Source organism: Aquabacterium sp. (genome assembly GCF_016195855.1).
Taxonomy (GTDB): domain Bacteria; phylum Pseudomonadota; class Gammaproteobacteria; order Burkholderiales; family Burkholderiaceae_C; genus Aquabacterium.
In genome coordinates, this window is sequence record NZ_JACPYU010000025.1 from 129,251 (window position 1) to 149,049 (window position 19,799).

The following is a 19,799-nucleotide window of genomic DNA, read 5'->3' on the forward strand; positions in this document are numbered from 1 at the left end:
CACCATTCCCATGCCCAGCCCACTCGAAACCGCCCAAGACCCATCCGGCCTGAGCCGCGTGGTGATCGAGCCCGTGAGCCGCGTCGAGGGCCATGGCAAGGTCACCCTGCTGCTGGACGAACACCGGCATGTCAAACAGGCACGCCTGCACATCGTCGAGTTCCGCGGCTTCGAGCGCTTCATCCAGGGCCGCCCCTATTGGGAGGTGCCCACCCTGGTGCAACGCCTGTGCGGTATCTGCCCGGTCAGCCACCTGCTGGCGGCCAGCAAGGCCTGCGATGCCTTTGTCATAGGCAACGCGCGCATCACGCCCACCGCAGAGAAGCTGCGCCGCCTGCTGCACTTCGCACAGGTGCTGCAGTCCAACGCGCTGCACTTCTTCCACCTGGCCTCGCCCGATCTGCTGTTCGGCTTTGACGATGCCGTGGCGCACCGCAACGTCGTTGGTGTGCTGCAGGACCACCGTGAGCTGGGCCTGCAAGGCATCCGCATCCGCAAATACGGGCAGGAGGTGATCCGCCTGCTCACGGGCAAGCGCGTACATGGCACGGGCTCGGTGCCCGGTGGCTTCAACAAGGCCCTGTCGATCGAAGACCGCAACCTGATGCTGGACGACATCGGGCAGATCACCGACTGGTGCGCCCATGCCCTGGGCCTGGCCCGCGATCTGTTCCTGGCCGGGCAACCCGAGCAAGGTGCGTTTGCCAACTTCCCCTCGATGTTCATGTCCCTGGTGCGCCCCGATGGCGCGAGCGACCTGTACGACGGCGCCTTGCGCGTCAACGATGCACACGGCCTGCACGTGGTTGATCAGGTGGACGTGCACGACTACGGCCAATTGCTGCAGGAAGAGGTCAAGCCCTGGACCTATATGAAGTTCCCGCATCTGCGGGCCATGGGGCCGGAGCATGGCTGGTACCGCGTGGGGCCACTGGCGCGCATCAACAACGCCAGCTACCTGGACACCCCTCGCGCCGAAGCCGCACGCGAGGAGTTCAAGGCCTGGAACCACGGCAAGCCCGTCACGGCCTCGCTGGCGCAGCATTGGGCACGCATGATCGACATGCTGCATTGCGCCGAGAGCATCGAGCGCCTGCTGCATGACCCGGACATCATCGGCACCGACCTGATGGCCAAGGGTACGCCCTTGCGTGAAGGCATCGGCGTGATCGAAGCACCGCGCGGCACCTTGATCCACCACTTCCGCATCGGCGACGACGACCTGATCAACTACGCCAACCTCATCGTCTCGACCACGCACAACAACACCGCCTTGAACGAGGCCGTGCGCAGTGTGGCGGCAAAGTACTTCGATGGGCGCGCGTTGACCGAAGGCCTGCTCAACCACATCGAGGTGGCCATCCGCGCTTACGACCCCTGCCTGTCGTGTGCCACGCATGCCGTGGGCAAGATGCCTTTGCGTGTGGAGCTGCTGGATGCAAATGGCCAGGCCATCGACCTGCTGCTCAAGCATGAGGATGGCCGCATTGAGCACCCACCCCTGCCCGTGGGTGCACAGTCCGGCAACTGGCCATCATGAGCCTGATGGACGATTGCATCGGCCAAGCGCCCATCCTCGTGCTGGCGGTGGGCAACCCCAGCCGGGGTGACGATGCCTTTGGGCCGCTGCTCGCGCAGCAACTGCAAAGCTGGCTGGCCACACAAACCACCGAAGTGCAACAGGCCATCGAGCTGATCACCGATCAGCAACTGGTGGTGGAGCATGCGCTGGATCTGCAAGGGCGTGAGCAAGTCCTGTTCATCGACGCTGCCGCCCAGCACGATGCCCCCGTGGCCCTGCGGGCCGTGACACCCTCACCAAGCAACCATGCGCCAGCCCGCGTCAACAGCCACCGCAGCACACCCGACGACTTGCTGGCCCTGTACCAATCGCTGCTGAGCCAGCCTCCACCCCAGGCCGACCTGCTGACCCTGACCGGTCATGGTTTCGAACTGGGCGCCCCCTTGTCAGACACGGCCCAGGCCCTGCTGCCCCAGGCCTGGAAGCTGCTGCAAGGCTGGTTGGACCAGGCACTGGCTCACGCCCTTGCCGCCGCCACCAACACGGAGCGAGCCGGCCATGCATGAACTCTCCCTGGCCATGGAGATCGTGCAACTGCTGGAGGCCCATGTGCACGAGATGGCCCGCATCACCAGCCTGACGCTGGACGTCGGCACGCTCAGCTGCGTGGACGAGAGCGCCTTGCGCACCGCCCTGGGCAGCGCCTTGCGGGGTACGCTGGCGCAAGACGCGCAAGTGCACATCCACACCATCCAGGCCCAGGCGCAATGCCTGGACTGCCAGCACCACTTCAGCCCGCCCACCCGCATCGACCCCTGTCCGGCCTGTGGCTCCTTCCGCAAAACCTGGCTGGCCGGGCAGGATTTCAGATTGCGCAGCATCGAGGGCATCCCCGCCTGATCTTTACGGCTTTTTTATACCCGCCGTGCCAGAATTTTCAACAGCGAGATGCGCAGTTGAATAAGCTGAATCATCCCGACACCGATTCAGCCCCCCATGTCCGACCCGATCAGCCCGCTTACCAGCCCTGCACGGCACGCCACCTGGCCCGAATACCTGCTGGCCATTGCCGCATGCGGGCTGACCACGGCCATCACCATCCCCCTGCATGACTGGCTGGAGCCGGTCAACACCGTCATGCTGTTCCTGCTGACGGTGGTGCTGGTCGCCACGCGCCTGGGGCGCGGCCCGGCGGTGCTGGCCTCCTTCCTGAGCGTGGGCCTGTTCGACTTCTTCTATGTGCCACCACGCTGGTCCTTTGCCGTCAGCGACGCCCAGTATCTGTTGACCTTTGCCGTGATGCTGGTCGTGGCACTGGTCATCAGCCAACTCACCATCAGCCTGCGTTTGCGCGCCCATGAGGCCCAACAGGCCGCCCAACGGTCCGATGCCTTGTACTCGCTGGCCAGCCACCTGGCGGGCGCGCTGGAGATCGAGCAGGTGTGCGACGCCACCCAGCATTTCACGCAGAACCAGTTGCACGGCAGCATGCGATTGATGCTGCCGGGGCATGGCGACGAACTCGTCCCCGCCTTGCCCACACAAGCCCCCTTGTCCACCACCATGGCCCTGATGGCCCTGGCCGTCTACCGCGATTACAAAGGCCATGGCGCCCAGCACGTTGGTGACGACGAGCAGCTACACGTGCTGCTGCCTTTGGCCGGATCGACCCGCGCCCGAGGCGTGCTGATCATCTCCACCTCGCACGCCAAGGCCCAGAAGCTGGCCACCCAGCGCACGCTGCTGGACGCCCTGGCCTCGCTGGTGGCCACCTCGCTGGAGCGCCTGCACTTCGTGAACGTGGCCCACCAGACCCAGCTCGAGATGAACGACGAGCGGCTGCGCGGCTCGATCCTCTCGGCCCTGTCCCACGACATCCGCACGCCGCTGACCTCGCTGTTTGGCCTGGCCGACACGCTCACGCTGATGCAGCCACCGCTGCCGGCACCCGCGCAAGACATGGCCAGCGCCATCCGCGACCAGGCCATGCGCCTGCACAGCATGGTCAGCAACCTGCTGGACATGGCACGGCTGCAAAGCGGCCAGCAAGCCGGGCAGCTCCCCTTGCGGCTGGAATGGCAACCCATCGAAGAGGTCATTGGTGCCAGCATCCAGTTGCTGGGGCACAGCCTCCACGGGCACCGCATCACCGTGCAACTGCCCGACAAGCTGCCTTTGATCGCCATTGACGCCGTGTTGATGGAGCGCGTGTTCGGCAACCTGCTGGAGAACGCCAGCAAGTACGCCCCACCCGGCACCGACATCCATGTGCAAGCGCAGACCAGCCCCGGCCAGATGCAGATCAGCGTGCGCAATGCGGGCGCCGGTTTCCCGCCCGACAAGCTGGGCCATGTGTTTGAGGTGTTCGAGCGCGGCCAACCTGAATCCACCATCCCCGGCGTTGGCCTGGGCCTGTCGATCTGCCGGGTCATCGTCGAAGCCCATGGTGGGCACATCGAAGCCCTCAACCCGCCCGAAGGTGGCGCCAAGGTGTGTTTCACCCTGCCGCTGGGCACGCCCCCCACCATCGAGCCCGAGCAAGACCTCGAAGCTGATGGCGGGCCCGACGCCACCCTGGACACCGACCTGGAGGCACGCCGATGAGCCTCAACCCCTACACCATCCTGCTGGTCGAAGATGACCCGCACATCCGCCGCTTTGTGCATGCCGCCCTGGAAGCCGATGGCTGCCGCGTGGTGGAGAGCGACACCATGCAGCATGGCCTGATCGAGGCCGGCACGCGCAAGCCTGACATGGTCATCCTGGACCTGGGCCTGCCCGATGGCGATGGCCGCCAGTTCGTGACCGATCTGCGCACCTGGTCGAGCATGCCGGTGCTGGTGCTGTCAGCACGCGCTGCCGAGGTCGACAAGATCGATGTGCTGGATGCCGGTGCCGACGATTACCTGACCAAGCCCTTCTCCGTCGGTGAGTTGCTGGCCCGTGTGCGCGCCATGCTGCGCCGCGCCCGCCGTGGCACCGACATCGAGCAGCCCGTTTTCAAGTTTGGCCGCATCGAGGTGGACCTCATCCGCCGCCTGGTCACGCGTGATGGCCAGGCCGTGCACCTCACGCCCATCGAATACCGTCTCTTGTGCGTTCTGCTGGCGCACGCCGGCAAGGTCATGACGCACCGCCAATTGCTGCGCGAGGTCTGGGGGCCGGCCTATGCCGACAGCAACCACTACACACGCATCTATGTAGGGCACCTGCGCCAGAAGCTGGAAGACGACCCTGCACAGCCCCGCCACTTCCTGACCGAGGTCGGCGTTGGCTACCGCTTCCAACTGGAAAACTGAAGGGACTTCGACATCATGTCATCCGACCATCAAGGTGCTTCACGCCTGGGCGCACTGACCCTGGCTGCGCTGGGCATCGTCTTTGGCGACATCGGCACCAGCCCTTTGTATGCCTTCAAGGAAGCCTTCAATGGCCCGCACGCGCTGGCCATCTCACCGGAGAACGTGCTGGCCACGCTGTCTGCGCTGCTGTGGGCGGTGCTGGTCATCGTGTCCATCAAGTATGTGTGGATCGTGCTCAAGTATGACAACGATGGCGAAGGTGGCGTGCTGGCCCTGACGGCCCTGGCCCATCGCCTCACGCACGATGCGCCCAGACGCTCGCTGCTGGTGGTCAGCGCTGGCGTGTTCGCGGCCGCCCTCTTCTATGGTGATGCGATCATCACGCCCGCCATCTCGGTGCTGTCTGCGGTAGAAGGCATCAGCGTGGCCACGCCGCGCTTCGAGCACTTCATCATCCCCATCACCATCGGCATCCTGATCGGGCTGTTCTTCATCCAGAAGCACGGCACCGGCAGCGTGGGCACGCTGTTCGGCCCGATCACGGTGGTGTGGTTCCTGACCCTGGGCGGCATGGGCATCCACAGCATCGTGCAAACGCCCATGGTGCTGCAGGCCATCAGCCCACACCACGCCTTGCAGTTCACGCTGGACCACCCGGGCAGCGCCTTCATCCTGCTGTCGGCCGTGTTCCTGGCCCTGACCGGGGGCGAGGCGCTGTATGCCGACATGGGTCACTTCGGCCGCAAGGCGGTGCGCCTGGGCTGGTACGCCCTGGTCTTTCCCTGCCTGATCCTCAACTACTTCGGGCAAGGTGCCCTGGTGCTGCGTGACGCGCACATGGCCGCCAACCCCTTCTTCCTGATGGCACCGCAGGCCTTGCTGATCCCGCTGGTGGTGCTGGCCACGGCCGCCACCGTGATCGCCTCGCAAGCCACGATCTCTGGCGCCTACTCCATGACCTTGCAGGCCAGCCGCCTGGGCTACCTGCCCCGCGTGCGCATCCTGCACACCTCGGACAAGGAGCGTGGCCAGATCTACGTGCCCACGGTCAACTGGCTGATGCTGCTGGCCGTGATCGCCCTGGTGATGGCCTTCAAGTCGTCGGGTGCCTTGGCTGCGGCCTACGGCATCGCGGTATCGGGCACCATGATCATCACGACCTTGTTGACCGCCTTCGTGACCCGCATCCAGGCCCGTACCCTGCGCCGCCCGACCTTGATCGCGCTGGGCGCCTTCACGCTGCTGGAGCTGGGCTTCTTCACCTCCAACCTGAGCAAGCTGGGTGAAGGCGGCTGGTTCCCCCTGACGCTGGGCGCCGGCATCTTCCTGATGCTCACCACCTGGAAGGAAGGCACGGGCCTGGTGGCCGACCAACGCCGCAAGATCGACATCCCCATGGATGACTTCATCCACAGCCCGCGCCCCGACGTGCCGCTGGTGTTCGGCACCGCCGTGTACCTGACCTCCGACCCGACCATCGTGCCCAGCGCCTTGTTCCACAACCTCAAGCACTACAAGGTCATGCACCAGCAGACGGTGTTCCTGCACGTGGTCAACGACAACGCGCCCTATGTGCATGACGACGAGCGCGTCACCGTGGTCGAGCTGACGCCAAGCGCCTTCCGCGTCACGGTGCGCTTCGGCTTCCGCGAAGAGCCGGACATCCCCAAAGCGCTGAGCCTGATCCGGCACCCGACCTTGTCGCTCGAACCCATGAGCACCACCTTCTTCGTGGCCCGCTCGACCATTGCAGATGGCCCGGGCGCCCTGCCCGCCTGGCGTTGCGCGCTCTACAGCTGGATGACCCGGCAAGCCGAAGGTGCGGCCAGCTACTACAGCCTGCCCGCCAACCAGGTGGTGGAGCTGGGCACCCAGGTCATGCTCTGAGCTTGAGGCGCATCTTCAGGCCCACGGGCACCATGGTCAGCGCCATGTGCTCGTCGGCCTCGCCCCCGTCCGGGGTGTCCACGCTGGTGATGTCGAAGTGCTGCAGCAGCATGGCGGCCACCAGCTTGATCTCCAGCAGCGCCAGATAGCGCCCCGGGCAAATGCGAGGGCCCGCACCAAAGGGCATGGACACGCGTTTGGCGTGGTGGGGCGCCAGTTGCGTGGCCTCGTCCAGCCAGCGCTCGGGCATGAAGCAATCGGCCTGCGGGAAGGTGTCATCGCGCAAGGTGTCGTGGCGCATCACCATGACCACGGATGTCCCGGCGCGTATCCGCACATCGCCCACCACCGTGTCCTTGAGCGCCTGCACCACATTGAAGGGCCCCACGGGTTTGATGCGCATGCTCTCGTGGATGCAGGCCTCCAGGTAGTCGAGCTTGCCCAGGTCGTCGGCCGTCCAGTTCTGCAAGTCCCCCAAGGTGCTGTCCACCTCCTGACGCGCACGTTGCAGCGTGTGCGGGTTGCGGCTCATCAGGTAGATCATCCACGACAAGCTGGTGGCCGTGGTGTCCTCACCGGCCAGCAGCATGGTGAACACATTGCCCACCACGTCGTCGTCGCTCATGCCGCTGCCGGGCTCATCGGCCGCCACGATCATGGCCTCCAGCAAATTCGGCGGGGCAGCGCGACGGGCCGGATCCTGCAAGCGCAAACGGGCATCACCCATGAAGCCTCGGATCGCCACGTTCACGGCCTTGACGCTGCGGTCCAGCGCGCGGTCGCGTGGCAGCTTGAACCACTTCCAGTAGCGCACGATGGCATGCGAGCGGCGCCAGATGGTCGGGAAGATCTGGTCCAGATGCCGCTGGATCACATCCTCGTCAGACTCGATGGTATTGACTTCCGTGCCAAAGGCCAGGCCGGCGATCGCATCCACCGTGAAGCGCATCAACTCAGGTTGCAGCTCGATGGATTGGCCCAGGCCGGCCGCCCGCGCCCAACGGGTGCGCAGCCGCGCGGCCACACCCAGCAAGGCCGGCAGATAGGCGCGCACCTGCCCGGGCGCAAAGCTGGCCATGACCATGCGGCGCTGCCTGGCCCAGTGCTCGCCTTCTGCCACGAACACCCCATCCTGGATGCCCATCTCGGACATGATTTCCTGCATGCGCGACGGGCGCCGAAAGCCCTCGGGCCGGTCTCGCAACAAGGTGGCGATCAACTCGTGGTCCGAGATGACCAGCAAGGGAAAACCGCCCAGGCGCACATGCAGCATCGGCCCGTAGTGCTTGACCCAGCCCTCCACGTTCTGGTGCACCTTGTCCAGCTGGACCTGCAAGGCATTGCCCACAATGGGCCACTGGCGTGGGCCAGGCAGATCCCGCAGGCGGCGCACAGGAAGCGGCATACCGGGCTGGTGGGGCATGGCGCCAGGCGGCTGGCTGGCCGGGCGGTCGGATGGCGGCAGAAAGGACATTTTCATGCCCTGTACTGTGCGCACATGGCCCCCATTTGTCATTGACGGTGGATGCCACCGGATTGACCCCAGGCACCCGGCGCAAGCCGATGCCCTAACATCCGTGTGCCATGAACGACCGCGCCCCCGCCCCACTGGGTTTCATCGCCAGCTTTGCCCGGCTGATCGCCGACCATGTGCGCGCGTGCGAACACGACCATCGGGCCGTGCTGGCCTTGCTGGGCCTGCCGGAGGACGACAGCCAGGGCCCCGCCTGGGTCACCGCGCAGCAGATCACCGACGCCCTGCACCTGGCTGCACGCCTGTGCCAGGACCCGCACATCGGGCTGACCATCGGCCAGCAGGTGCGCCCGGCCACCATGGGTGCCCTCGGTTATGCCCTGATCAGCTGCGCCGAGCTGGAAGACGGCCTGGCCATGTTCGAGCGGCTGCAGTCCATGGTCTGCACCCAGGTTCGCGCTGAGCACCGGCTCAAGGGCGATTGCCTGGAGAGCACACTGCTCACCCTGGGTGGTGTGCCCGCCGACACCCACCTGTGGAGCTTTGCCATGGTGTCCCGGCTGGCCTTTGCACGCTGGGTGCTGGGGCGCCACCTGGTCCCCCTGGAACTGTGGATGCCCTGCCCGGCGCCGGCTGACCCGGCCCCCTTGCAGCACTTTGTCGGGGCACCCATCGTGTTCAATGCCCCGTTCGCACGGGAGCGGCTGCCTGCGGCCTGGCTGTCACTGCCCAACCCCAATGCAGACGCCGGCCTGCATCGGGTCATGAACGCCTTGACGCAACAACAGTGGGCGCAGCTCGCACAAACATCAGACCAGTTGCTGGCGCTGCTGCGGCAGAAGATCACCCAAGGCCTCCAGCAAGGCGTGCTGCCGTTGCTGGACCAACTCGCGCCGGAGGTCGAGGCCACGCTGGGGTTGTCATCACGGCAGCTGCAGCGGCGCCTGGCCGAGCAGGGCCTGTCGTTCAAGGACCTGGTGGAGCAGGTGCGGCGCGAACAGGTGCTGCATGAGTTGCGTGACACCCAATTGCCCATGGCCGAGATCGCGCGCCGCGCGGCCTATGCGGAGGTCAGCTCCATGCACCGCGCGGTGCGGCGCTGGACCGGCCTGACCCCACTCGCCGTGCGGCAGGGTCAAGCCGCTCAGGGCGACGCGCTCAGTCCTTGAAGGTGGGCGTCTGCTTGCTCATGCCGGCCATCATCGCGGCCGTCAGGTCATTGGACATGAGCATGGCGGCGTTCCAGGTGGCGATGTAGTTCAGGCCATCGGCCACCGAGTGGTCACGGCTGTAGTTCAGCATTTCCTTGACACCACGGATGGACAGCGGCGACTTGGCCGCGATCTGTGCAGCCATCTCACGCACGCCGGCCTGCAGGGCCTCGCGCGATTCGTACACCTTGTTGATCAGACCCAGCGACAAGGCTTCGGTGGCATCCACCTTGCGGCCGGTGTAGGCCAGCTCGCGCACGATGCCCTGGTTGCCGATCAGCTTGGGCAGGCGCTGCAAGGTGCCCACATCGGCCGTCATGCCGATGTCGATTTCCTTGATCGTGAAGTAGGCGTCGGCCGAGGCATAGCGCATGTCGGCGCAGCAGATCAGGTCCACCCCACCGCCCACGCAACCGCCGTGGATGGCGGCCAGCACGGGCTTGCGGCAACGCTCCATGCTGGTCAGCGTGTCCTGCATGTCCAGGATGACGCGGCGCAGGTTTTCACGGGTGCGCGCATCGCAGTCGTTCTTGATCTGGGGCAGCAGGCCCATCATCATCTGCAGGTCGATGCCCGAGGTGAAGTGCTTGCCTTCCCCTTCGATGATGGCCACGCGGGCTTCGACGTTCTCGTCGATCCAGGTGAAGGCCTTGCGGATGTCCTGCCACATGGCGGCGTTCATCGCATTGGCTTTTTCAGGACGGTTCAGGCGCACCACGGCGACATGGTTGTCCAGGCTGACGGTGACGGTTTCCAGTTGCATGTCTTCTCCTCGGCAGATGGGTGAGCTTCTCTATTTATTGATTGTGCTGCGCCTTGTAGGCCGGCAGGTAGGCGGCCAGGCGCGCGCCCATTTCGGCGCCCAGCGCCTGCAGCCCGTTGAAGGGGCGGACCATGACTTCGAAATCGATGATCTTGCCCTCTTCATCAAAGCGGATCATGTCAATGCCCTTGAGTGACTTGTCGCCCACATTGGCGCTGAACTCCAGCACCACGTTCAGGCCGTCTTCCGACACCAGGGTGCGGTGGTATTCAAACTGCGTGAACACCTTCATCACCGTGTTGAGGATGAGGTTGACGGCCGCGGCGCTCACATAAGGCTTGAAGGCCATGGGCGAGCGGAACACGGCGTTGTCATGCAGGATGGTGGGCAGCTTGCCCATGTCCTGCAGCGACACCATCTCGTGCCACAAAGCCAGTGAGGCCGCCGCAGCGGGCTTGAGTGTCGAGGGCAGGCTCATGGTGTCACTCCAGGGTTGATCAACGAACGATCACAGGGCCGCGGCCACTTCGGTGCCTTGCTTGATGGCGCGCTTGGCGTCCAGCTCGGCGGCCACGTCGGCACCACCGATCAGGGTCACCTTCTTGCCAGCGGCTTGCAGGCCAGCCTGCAACTCGCGGAAGGGCTCCTGGCCGGCGCACAGCACCACATTGTCCACGGGCAGGACCACGTCCTTGCCGCCCACGGTGATGTGCAGGCCGGCGTCGTCGATCTTGTTGTAGCTGGCGCCCGCGATCATCTCGACATTGCGGTTCTTCAGCGAAGTGCGGTGGATCCAGCCCGTGGTCTTGCCCAGGCCGTCGCCCACCTTGCTGGTCTTGCGCTGCAGCAGGTAGATCTGGCGCGGGGCCTTGTCCAGGTGCGGCTGCTTGATGCCGCCACGGTCCTTGTACTCCGAGTCAATGCCCCATTCGGCATTGAACTTGGCCAGGTTCAGCGCGGGGCTCTCGCCTTCGTGCGTGAGGTACTCGGACACGTCAAAGCCGATGCCGCCGGCACCGATCACGGCCACCGTCTTGCCCACGGGCTTCTTGTCACGCAGCACGTCCAGGTAGCTCAGCACCTTGGGGTGGTCCACGCCTTCGATGGCTGGGGTGCGCGGCACCACGCCCGTGGCCAGGATCACTTCATCGAAGTTGCCCTTGACCAGGTCATCGGCGCTCACACGCGTGTTGAACTGGGCCTTCACGCCGGTCAGCTGGATCTGGTTGCGGTAGTAGCGCAGGGTCTCGTAGAACTCTTCCTTGCCGGGGATCTGCTTGGCGATGTTGAACTAGCCGCCCACGTCGGGCGCGGCTTCGAACAGGGTCACGTCGTGGCCACGTTGGGCCGCTGTAGTGGCAGCTGCCAGGCCAGCGGGGCCGGCACCCACCACGGCCACACGCTTCTTGGACGTCGTCGGCGCGATGGTCAGGATGGTCTCGTGGCAGGCACGCGGGTTCACCAGGCAGGAGGTGATCTTGCCGCTGAAGGTGTGGTCCAGGCAGGCCTGGTTGCAGCCGATGCAGGTGTTGATCTGGTCGGCCTTGCCGGCGGCAGCCTTGTTGACGAAGTCAGGGTCGGCCAGCAGCGGGCGAGCCATCGAGACCATGTCGGCGCAGCCATCGGCCAGGATCTTCTCGCCCACTTCCGGCGTGTTGATGCGGTTGGTCGTGATCAGCGGGATCTTGACCTTGCCCTTCATCTTCTGGGTGACCCAGGCAAAGGCGCCACGCGGCACGCTGGTGGCGATCGTGGGGATGCGCGCTTCGTGCCAGCCGATGCCGGTGTTGATGATGGTGGCACCGGCGGCTTCCACGGCCTGGGCCAGTTGCACCACTTCGTCGAAGTTGGAGCCCCCCTCCACCAGGTCCAGCATGGACAGCCGGTAGATGATGATGAAGTTGGCACCCACGCGCTCGCGCACGCGGCGCACGATCTCCACGGGGAAACGCATGCGGTTGGCATACGAGCCGCCCCATTCATCGCTGCGCTGGTTGGTGCGCGCGGCGATGAACTCGTTGATCAGGTAGCCCTCGGAGCCCATCACTTCCACGCCGTCGTAGCCGGCCTTCTGGGCCATGGCGGCGCAGTTGGCGAAGTCTTCAACCGTCTGCTCGACCTCGGCGGTCGTCAGCTCGCGCGGGGGCATGGGCGAGATCGGGGCCTTGATGGGGCTGGGGCCGACCAGGCCGGGGTGGTAGGCATAACGGCCAAAGTGCAGGATCTGCATGGCGATCTTGCCGCCCGCAGCGTGCACGGCATCGGTCACCACCTTGTGCTGCGCGGCTTCTTCTTCGGTGGCCAGGCGCGCGCCACCGGGATAGGGGCGGCCCGCGTCGTTGGGGGCGATGCCGCCGGTCACCATCAGGGCCACGCCACCGCGTGCGCGCTCGGCATAGAAAGCGGCCATGCGCTCGAAGCCGTCCTTGGCTTCTTCCAGCCCCACGTGCATCGAGCCCATCAGGACGCGATTTCGCAATGTGGTGAAACCCAGGTCAAGCGGTTGCAGCAGGTGGGGATAAGCGCTCATGGGGGATGTCTCTCGTTGAAGTCGATGGGATCGGCAAAGGTTGCCTGGCGGGCGCGGCCCAACCAACTATGCAACCAGTTGCATGAACGGATCGGATATTAGGAGAAGTTTGCCGTTTATGCAACTGGTTGCATAGTTGAATGCCACCCCTTAGACTCGGCGCATGTCTTTATCCCACGCCCTGATGACGTCCCTGCTGGAAAAGTCGTCCTCGGGCTATGACCTCGCCCGCCGCTTCGACAAGTCCATTGGCTTCTTCTGGCGCGCCACCCACCAGCAGATCTACCGCGAGCTGGCCCGCATGGAAAAGGCCGGCTGGATCGCCTCCGAGGCCGCGCCCGATGGTGGCCGCACCCGCAAGCGCAACTACCGCGTGCTGGACGCCGGCCGGCAGGAGCTGGAGCGCTGGGTGCGCGAGCCCTCCCCCGCGCCGGACCAGCGCGACGAGATGATGGTGCGCATGCGCGCGGACGCCGTGATCGGCCCGCTGGGGCTGGAGCAGGAAGTCGAGCGGCGCATGGCACAACATGCCACCATGCTGGCGGCCTACCGCCAGATTGAAGCCCGCGATTTTCCTGCCGATAAGACATTGACCCGTGAAGCACGCATCCAGCACCTGATCCTGAAAACCGGGATCATGTACGAGCAAGGCTGGCTGAACTGGTCCCAGGAAGCCTTGCAGGTGCTGAGAGACACGGCGCCTGCCGATCACCCACCGGGCTGATCCTCGTGCAACGGGGGGCCCGACCAGTCTCTGGCCCCATGCACCCATTGCGCGCCTGTTCATGCCTGTTCAGCCTGCGGCCCTTGCTGGCGCGGGCCGCGGCATTGCTCCTGCTGTTGATGCTGCCCTGGCGCCTGATGGCCGCCGAGCCCGCTTCCATGCTCGTGACCGTATCGGCCAGCCAGAGCGAATCGCAACTGGGCCCGCACACCCAGGTCCTTGAAGATCCCCAAGGGCAGTGGACGCCGGCCACGCTGCCGCAAACCAGCGGGGCATGGCAGCCTCGCGCCACGCCCTCGCTCAATTTCGGCTTTTCCAAGTCCGTCTGGTGGACGCGTGTCACCCTGCGCAACACCGGCCCGCAGCAGGTCGAGCGCGTGCTGGACCTGGGCAGCTCGCTGGTGGACGAGGCCGACGTGTACGTGCTGGGCCAAGGTGGCCATGAACGCCTGCACATGGCCAGTGGCGATCGCCGCCCTTTCGCCAGCCGGGGCGAACCGGTGCGCACCATCGCCACCCGCCTGATCCTGCCGCCAGGCGAAACCCTGACCGTGCTGATGCGCCTGGCCGCCCATGACGGGCTGCACGAGATCATCACGCCGACCTTGTGGACCACCGAGGCTTTTGCCGAACACACGCAAACAGAGACGCTGTTCTTTGGCCTGTACTACGGCGTGCTGGGCACGATGATGCTCTACAACGTCTTTCTCTTCATCTCGACGCGCCAGAGCACCTTCGGCTTTTACGTGGCCTACATCGGCAGCTTCCTGGCCTGGGGCCTGGTCTTCAGAGGCTATGCCTTCCAGTACTGGTGGCCCAACGCGCCCGACTTCAACAACCAGGTCTTGCCCTTCATCGTCAGCATGGTCTACCTGACCCTGGGGCTGTTCCTGATGCGCTACATGGACACCCGCCACGGCGTGTCGCCCCGCCTGCACCGGATCGTGGCCACCTGCACCGCCGCCAACGGCATCGGCATCCTGCCTGTCTTCATGGGTCTGTATGCCCTGACCTTCGCACTCAACACCCTCATCGCCCTGGGGATGATCATCAGCCTGATCGTCGCCGGCCATGTGCTGGTGTACCAGGGCTCGCGGCCGGCACGCTATTTCGCAAGCGCCTTTGCCCTGCTGGCCATGGCGGCCCTGATCTATTACCTGCGTGTGCTCGGTCTCGTTCCCGCCAACGCGTTGACGGACAACATGGTGCAGATCGGCTCGGCGGCCGAGGCGCTGATCCTGGCCTTCGGCTTGGCCGATCAGATGAACATGCTCAAGACCGAGAAGCTGCACGCCGAGCACCAGGCCCTCGTCGCCCAGACCGCCTTGACCACCCGGCTCGAATCCCTCGTGTCCAGCCGCACACAGGAACTGGAAGCCGCCAACCTGCGCCTGGCCAGCCTGTCGGTCACCGACGAGCTCACCGGGGCCCACAACCGCCGCCAGTTCAACAAGGACCTGGCCGCGGCCGTGGCCCTTCACAGCCGCCATCACACGCCCCTGGCCTTGTGCCTGCTGGACGTGGACCACTTCAAGCTCTACAACGACCGCTACGGCCACCCGGCTGGCGACGAGGTGCTGCAAAAAATCGCACAGATCCTGCGCCAGCAACTGCAGCGCGCGAGCGACCACGTCTACCGCGTGGGCGGCGAGGAGTTCGCGATCTTGCTGGACATCAACGAGCCACCAGAGAAGGTGCGCCGCTTCATCGAGCAGATGCGCGAGGCCATCCATGCGCTGGCGATCACCCACGAGGGCAGCCCTGTGGGTGTGGTCAGCATCAGCATGGGGCTGGTGATCTTGAAGGGCCTGAGCGCCACACGCAGCCCGGCCGAGCTCTACAGCCAGGCCGACACCCTGCTCTACCAGGCCAAGCAGGCCGGCCGCAACCAGCTCGTCAGCCAGACACTGGACTGAGCGCCGCCGTGGCCCGGTTGCGCCCGCCTTCCTTGGCGCGGTAGAGCGCCGCGTCGGCGGCTGCCACCAGGCTGTCAACCGAATCGTGCGTGGCCGCCGGACGGGTCACTGCCACGCCCACGCTGATGGTGACACTGGGCGCCGTCGTCGACGCCTCATGCCGCAAGCCCAGGCCGGACACGGCCTCGCACAGGCCTTGTGCCACCTTCATGGCCCGCGCCACATCGGCATCAGGCAAGACCACGATGAACTCTTCCCCGCCCCAACGGGCCACACAGCCCGCCGCTGCCGGCACCTGCTGTTGCAGCACCTGCGCCACATGCTTGAGGCACTGGTCTCCGGCGGGGTGGCCATAACGGTCATTGAAGGCCTTGAAGTGGTCCACATCGATCAGCAACAAGGCCACGCTGCCAGCCTGGCTGGAGGCCGCGTCCCAGCTCTGGCGGATGTACTCGTCGAAATGGCGCCGATTGGGCACACCCGTCAAGGGGTCGAGGCGAGACAAGGCCTCCAGTTGCGACTGTGAATCGGCCAGCTTCTTGTGCAGCGTCTGCGCGCGCACCGACCATTGGAACCGGCGGCGCTCCTCCAACTCGAAGCGGTAGTTCACGATCAGCGTATAGGCGGCAATCAAGCTGACCAGCAGGGCCAAGGGGATGTCGAACACCTCATAAGGATGCCCATGGCCGAAACGCAGCCACACGCAGATCAAGGCCACCCCGACGACGCTCAAGGAAAACGCCAGGGCAAAGCGAAAACGAAAGCGCTGCACCAGGTTGCCGTAGATGATGATGGGCACCAGGCCCGCCGTGTACATGCCGGCAAAGTCGCTTGTTGACTGGCTCAACAGCCAGCCCAGGCTCAGCGCGGCGGCCATCCCGGTCAAGGCCAAGGTGCCCTCCACCAGGCTCACCGGCAAGAGCAGCAAGAAGGGCTTGAAGCGCCAGCCCAGCAGCAGCAGCAACAAGGCAAAGGGCGTGAACACACACAGGCGCAACTGAAAGGCCATCTCCAGCACGTCAGGGATCATGACGCGATCGGCCAGCAGGAACAGGTTGTAGACGAACAAGGCCAGCGCACCGCTGTTGGCGAAATGCGCCAGCCGCGCCGGCCCGCCCACGTGCTGGAAATGGGCCTCGTAGATGGGGTCGAAGCGCAAGGTAGGAGGCCGCCAGGTCAGCAGCGCACGCAGATCGAACACCAGCGGCAAGGGTTGCGTGCTCATCAGACGGCCTCGGCTTTCATGTTGGGCATCGCGCCATCACTGGTCACCACAATGCGGTTGCGCCCGCCCGCCTTGGCCCGATACAGGGCATCGTCGGCCATCTGCACCAGTTGCGCCCACTGGCTGTGGGCATCAGGCCGCGCGGTGGCACAGCCCCCACTGACCGTCACGCGCGGCGCGCAACGCGAGCCCTCGTGCACCAGATCCAGTTGCGCCACCGCTTCGCGGATGCGCTCACCCGCAGCGGCCGCCGCTTCCGCATCGGTGTCCATCATCACGATCACGAACTCTTCACCGCCCCAGCGGGCCACCAGGTCCCCCGGGCGGCGGATGCTGCTGGTCAAGGCCTGCGCCACCCCCACCAGGCAACGGTCGCCGGCCTGGTGGCCATAGAGGTCGTTGTAGAGCTTGAAGTAATCCACATCCAGCACCATCACCGAGAGCACACGCCGCTGCGCCTGGGCCCTTTGCCAGCATTCGCTCAGGAAGCCCTCGAAATAGCGGCGGTTGGCCAGATTGGTCAGCGCATCGGTGGTGGCCATGTGCGTCAGCCGCTCGTGTGCGGCCGTGAGCTCGGCATGCAGCGCCTGCTCGCGCGCATCCAGCAAAAAGGCCATGCGCTCATCGTGCTCCAGCTTGTAGTTGCCATACAGCACAAAGGCGATGCTGGTCACCATCAGCAAGGTGGTCGTGGAGGCCAGTATCCCGGTCCCGTCAGGCATGGTCATCACGATGAAGGTGTGCATCATGGCCACCAGCGCGGCCAGCGCCACGGCAGGCCAGAAGCGGGCCAGGGCACAGGTGTAGACCACGATGATGTTGAGCTCGACCACGCGGGCCACGGCCCAGGGCCCCGTGCCCTGCAGGATGATCACCGACTGCAACAGCGTGGCCCACACGCCAGCCGCCGCAACCAGCCACTCATTGAGTTCAGGCTTGTTCAGCCTGCGCACCACAAGCAGGCCCACGATGATGGCCGGCCCGTACACCACGCCGCGGATGAACAAGGCCAAGGGCACGACACTGCGCATCAGCAGGAAGTCGGCAATGATGACCCCTGCAAACAGCACGATGGACGCCAGCCCCGCGATGACCATCAGCAAGAAGCGCTTGGACGCGCCTTCGCGCAGAAAGCGTGCCTCCAGCTCCTTGGGAAACATCAGCAAGGCAAAGCCTTTGGCGATCGTGCGATCAACCAGTTCAGCCTGGTCAGGCGTGCTTTGCGCCGTGCCACCAGATGAAAGGACGTCAACGCTTGTCAAACCGCAACTCCTGTCGAGCATCCCGCGACCGAATCACGTTCCCGCAACCAAAGCGGGTTATGCCCTGAACGAATTTTGCCGACCTGCGCGCCCTTTCGGACACAGGGCTTACGAGCCATCACGGTGGGTTTGCTCAAGGAAATGACCGAAATACACGGCCTGCACCCACCGCATCCACGGGGGGACGTTTCCAGACGCACCGGGTTTCCACGCAGACGCAAAAGCGCCTCGCGTCAAGCCGATCTCGCTCACTTGCGCTACGTCAAATCGGGTTAGGTTCAGGTGTCGGCTCGCAGACAGACAAGCCCTCACGCCAGGATCAGACTCAAGCCACATTGAGACACCCTGGCCCCGTTCGTGACTTCTTCTTCCACCACTGCGCACACCCTGGTCATCGGCGCCGGACTGGCCGGCCTGACCACCACGCTCGACCTGCTGGACAAGGGCCACCGCGTGATCCTGATCGACCGTGATGACGCCGCGCACCTGGGCGGGCTGGGCCTGCATGCCTTTGGCGGGATGGCCCTGGTCGACACACCCCTGCAACGCCTCAACCGCATCCAGGACAGCGCCGAGATCGCGCTGGCCGACTGGCTGGCCTTCGCCGAGTTCGGCCCGCAGGACCACTGGCCCCGCCGCTGGGCCGAGCACTATGTGCAGCGCTGCGTGCCCGAGGTCTATGAATGGCTCAAGGGCTTTGGCATCCGCTTCATCCCGGCGGTGCAATGGGTCGAACGCGGCTGGATGACGCGCGGCAATACCCTGCCCCGCTACCACGTGATCTGGGGCACCTCACGCCACATGGTGCTCACCTTGCTACAGGCCTTGCGGCAACACCCCCACCATGACCGGCTCACGATCAGGGCGCAACACCGTGTGGACGGCCTGCTCAGCGGCCCGACCGGCGTCACAGGTTGCCATGGCGTGAGCCTGGCCGATGAGCGCCCCTTCGAGTTGCATGCCAACGCCGTGGTCGTGGCCACCGGCGGCATCACAGGTGATCTGGAGCGTGTGCGCCAACATTGGCCTGCGTCATGGGGCAGCGCCCCAAGCACCCTGCTCAACGGCTCGCACCCGCATGCCGACGGGCGTATGCACGACGCCATCTCAGGCCTAGGCGGCGCCGTCACCCACCTGGACCAGATGTGGAACTACGCCGCCGGTGTGCGCCACCCGCGCCCGCACTTCCCCGGCCATGGCCTGAGCCTGATCCCCGCCAAATCGGCCCTGTGGCTGGACCCGGACGGGCGCCGCATCGGCCCCGTGCCCTTTGTGACCGGCTTTGACACGCACGAGATGGTGGCCCAGATCGCGCGCTCACAATGGCCCTGGACCTGGCAAGTGCTCAACCGACGCATTGCCGAAAAGGAACTGGCCGCATCAGGCGCCGAACACAACCAGCACATCCGCGACCGGCGCCCGCTGGCCTTGCTGCTGCAGATGTGGCGGGGCAACCCGGAACTCGTTGACGAGCTGCTCGCGCAATGCCCGGACTTCGTGCAAGCCAGCAACCTCACCGACCTGGCCCGCCGCATGAACCAGGTGACGGGCGATGGCCGCATCAGCGCCGACACCCTGCTGCAGCAAATCCGCCCCTATGACGACCAGATCCGCCGCGGCCCCCGCCTGCACAACGACGACCAGCTGCGCCGCATCGACCACATGCGCCGCTGGCCAGGTGATCGCTTCCGCACCTGCGACTACCAGGCCATCCTCGACCCATCGGCCGGCCCGCTGATCGCCATCCGCTGCCAGCTGCTGACCCGCAAGTCCACCGGCGGCATCCAGACCGATCTGCAAAGCCGCGTGCTGGACACGCAAGGCCACGCCATCGCCGGCCTCTACGCGGTGGGCGAAGCGGCCGGCTTTGGTGGCGGGGGCTCCAACGGCCGCAAGTCGCTGGAAGGCACCTTCCTCTCGGGCTGCATCCTCACGGCCCACGCCGCCACACGCCACATCCTGGGCCAAGCCTGAACGCCCTGA

At 65.4% G+C, this 19,799-nt stretch carries 15 protein-coding genes and 1 pseudogene; 10 read left to right on the forward strand and 6 right to left on the reverse strand.

The window, feature by feature from the left end; genetic code table 11:
• Window positions 1-10: 10 nt before the first annotated feature.
• The 6 genes from HY019_RS20135 (at window position 11) to HY019_RS20160 (ending at window position 6,711) form a co-directional block, all read left to right on the forward strand.
• Window positions 11-1,540, forward strand: a complete 1,530-nt coding sequence (locus HY019_RS20135) for a Ni/Fe hydrogenase subunit alpha (RefSeq protein ID WP_290695632.1) — start codon at window positions 11-13, stop codon at window positions 1,538-1,540.
• Window positions 1,537-2,088, forward strand: coding sequence for a hydrogenase maturation protease (locus tag HY019_RS20140; RefSeq protein WP_290695634.1), 552 nt, complete (start codon window positions 1,537-1,539; stop codon window positions 2,086-2,088). Before HY019_RS20135 ends, HY019_RS20140 begins: the two co-directional genes overlap by 4 nt.
• Window positions 2,081-2,422, forward strand: a complete 342-nt coding sequence (gene hypA / locus HY019_RS20145; protein WP_290695636.1) for a hydrogenase maturation nickel metallochaperone HypA — start codon at window positions 2,081-2,083, stop codon at window positions 2,420-2,422. The genes HY019_RS20140 and hypA overlap by 8 nt, the downstream gene beginning before the upstream one ends.
• Before the next feature lie 96 nt (window positions 2,423-2,518).
• A complete protein-coding gene (locus HY019_RS20150) occupies window positions 2,519-4,126 on the forward strand; it encodes a DUF4118 domain-containing protein (protein WP_290695638.1) in 1,608 nt (535 codons plus the stop codon).
• A complete protein-coding gene (kdpE, locus tag HY019_RS20155; protein WP_290695641.1) occupies window positions 4,123-4,821 on the forward strand; it encodes a two-component system response regulator KdpE in 699 nt (232 codons plus the stop codon). Before HY019_RS20150 ends, kdpE begins: the two co-directional genes overlap by 4 nt.
• Before the next feature lie 15 nt (window positions 4,822-4,836).
• A complete protein-coding gene (locus HY019_RS20160; RefSeq protein ID WP_290695643.1) occupies window positions 4,837-6,711 on the forward strand; it encodes a potassium transporter Kup in 1,875 nt (624 codons plus the stop codon).
• Here HY019_RS20160 and HY019_RS20165 read toward each other — a convergent pair.
• Window positions 6,701-8,191 carry a cytochrome P450 gene (locus HY019_RS20165; protein ID WP_290695645.1) on the reverse strand — a complete coding sequence of 497 codons (1,491 nt, stop codon included), beginning with the start codon at window positions 8,189-8,191 and terminating at the stop codon, window positions 6,701-6,703. The two genes, HY019_RS20160 and HY019_RS20165, sit on opposite strands and share 11 nt — an antisense overlap.
• A gap of 104 nt (window positions 8,192-8,295) precedes the next feature.
• Between HY019_RS20165 and HY019_RS20170 the strand changes: the two genes are divergently transcribed.
• Window positions 8,296-9,354 (forward strand): AraC family transcriptional regulator, encoded by a 1,059-nt coding sequence (locus HY019_RS20170; RefSeq protein ID WP_290695647.1) that lies wholly within the window; start codon window positions 8,296-8,298, stop codon window positions 9,352-9,354.
• On the opposite strand, the gene HY019_RS20175 is transcribed toward HY019_RS20170, so the two are convergent.
• The 3 genes and pseudogenes from HY019_RS20175 to HY019_RS20185 form a co-directional block, all read right to left on the reverse strand.
• Complete coding sequence (locus tag HY019_RS20175; protein ID WP_290695649.1) at window positions 9,344-10,159, reverse strand: crotonase/enoyl-CoA hydratase family protein; 816 nt, start codon at window positions 10,157-10,159, stop codon at window positions 9,344-9,346. The two genes, HY019_RS20170 and HY019_RS20175, sit on opposite strands and share 11 nt — an antisense overlap.
• A 34-nt stretch (window positions 10,160-10,193) precedes the next feature.
• Entirely contained in the window at window positions 10,194-10,637 is a 444-nt protein-coding gene (locus tag HY019_RS20180) for a nuclear transport factor 2 family protein (RefSeq protein WP_290695651.1), read from the reverse strand.
• A 30-nt stretch (window positions 10,638-10,667) separates the two neighbouring features.
• Window positions 10,668-12,689: pseudogene (locus tag HY019_RS20185) on the reverse strand (NADPH-dependent 2,4-dienoyl-CoA reductase).
• 163 nt (window positions 12,690-12,852) lie between these two features.
• Between HY019_RS20185 and HY019_RS20190 the strand changes: the two are divergent.
• Both HY019_RS20190 and HY019_RS20195 read left to right on the forward strand, forming a co-directional pair.
• Window positions 12,853-13,413 carry a PadR family transcriptional regulator gene (locus tag HY019_RS20190; protein WP_290695653.1) on the forward strand — a complete coding sequence of 187 codons (561 nt, stop codon included), beginning with the start codon at window positions 12,853-12,855 and terminating at the stop codon, window positions 13,411-13,413.
• Between the two features lie 38 nt (window positions 13,414-13,451).
• Window positions 13,452-15,329, forward strand: coding sequence for a diguanylate cyclase (locus tag HY019_RS20195; RefSeq protein ID WP_290695655.1), 1,878 nt, complete (start codon window positions 13,452-13,454; stop codon window positions 15,327-15,329).
• Here the strand turns inward: HY019_RS20195 and HY019_RS20200 are convergent.
• Together HY019_RS20200 and HY019_RS20205 are read right to left on the reverse strand one after the other, a co-directional pair.
• On the reverse strand, window positions 15,310-16,554 hold the full coding sequence (locus tag HY019_RS20200; RefSeq protein ID WP_290695657.1) for a GGDEF domain-containing protein: 1,245 nt from the start codon (window positions 16,552-16,554) through the stop codon (window positions 15,310-15,312). The genes HY019_RS20195 and HY019_RS20200 overlap by 20 nt on opposite strands.
• Window positions 16,554-17,816 (reverse strand): diguanylate cyclase, encoded by a 1,263-nt coding sequence (locus HY019_RS20205; RefSeq protein WP_290695659.1) that lies wholly within the window; start codon window positions 17,814-17,816, stop codon window positions 16,554-16,556. The genes HY019_RS20200 and HY019_RS20205 overlap by 1 nt, the downstream gene beginning before the upstream one ends.
• A gap of 357 nt (window positions 17,817-18,173) precedes the next feature.
• Here HY019_RS20205 and HY019_RS20210 point away from each other — a divergent pair, with 357 nt between their 5' ends.
• Complete coding sequence (locus HY019_RS20210) at window positions 18,174-19,790, forward strand: FAD-binding dehydrogenase (protein WP_290695661.1); 1,617 nt, start codon at window positions 18,174-18,176, stop codon at window positions 19,788-19,790.
• Window positions 19,791-19,799: the final 9 nt, after the last annotated feature.

Excerpts from the sequence above, each read along its gene's own strand:
- HY019_RS20135 (WP_290695632.1), top strand. The coding sequence starts at position 11 with ATGCCCAGCCCACTCGAAACCGCCCAAGACCCATCCGGCCTGAGCCGC.
- HY019_RS20140 (WP_290695634.1), top strand. The coding sequence starts at position 1,537 with ATGAGCCTGATGGACGATTGCATCGGCCAAGCGCCCATCCTCGTGCTG.
- hypA (WP_290695636.1), top strand. The coding sequence starts at position 2,081 with ATGCATGAACTCTCCCTGGCCATGGAGATCGTGCAACTGCTGGAGGCC.
- HY019_RS20150 (WP_290695638.1), top strand. The coding sequence starts at position 2,519 with ATGTCCGACCCGATCAGCCCGCTTACCAGCCCTGCACGGCACGCCACC.
- kdpE (WP_290695641.1), top strand. The coding sequence starts at position 4,123 with ATGAGCCTCAACCCCTACACCATCCTGCTGGTCGAAGATGACCCGCAC.
- HY019_RS20160 (WP_290695643.1), top strand. The coding sequence starts at position 4,837 with ATGTCATCCGACCATCAAGGTGCTTCACGCCTGGGCGCACTGACCCTG.
- HY019_RS20165 (WP_290695645.1), bottom strand. The coding sequence starts at position 8,191 with ATGAAAATGTCCTTTCTGCCGCCATCCGACCGCCCGGCCAGCCAGCCG.
- HY019_RS20170 (WP_290695647.1), top strand. The coding sequence starts at position 8,296 with ATGAACGACCGCGCCCCCGCCCCACTGGGTTTCATCGCCAGCTTTGCC.
- HY019_RS20175 (WP_290695649.1), bottom strand. The coding sequence starts at position 10,159 with ATGCAACTGGAAACCGTCACCGTCAGCCTGGACAACCATGTCGCCGTG.
- HY019_RS20180 (WP_290695651.1), bottom strand. The coding sequence starts at position 10,637 with ATGAGCCTGCCCTCGACACTCAAGCCCGCTGCGGCGGCCTCACTGGCT.
- HY019_RS20190 (WP_290695653.1), top strand. The coding sequence starts at position 12,853 with ATGTCTTTATCCCACGCCCTGATGACGTCCCTGCTGGAAAAGTCGTCC.
- HY019_RS20195 (WP_290695655.1), top strand. The coding sequence starts at position 13,452 with ATGCACCCATTGCGCGCCTGTTCATGCCTGTTCAGCCTGCGGCCCTTG.
- HY019_RS20200 (WP_290695657.1), bottom strand. The coding sequence starts at position 16,554 with ATGAGCACGCAACCCTTGCCGCTGGTGTTCGATCTGCGTGCGCTGCTG.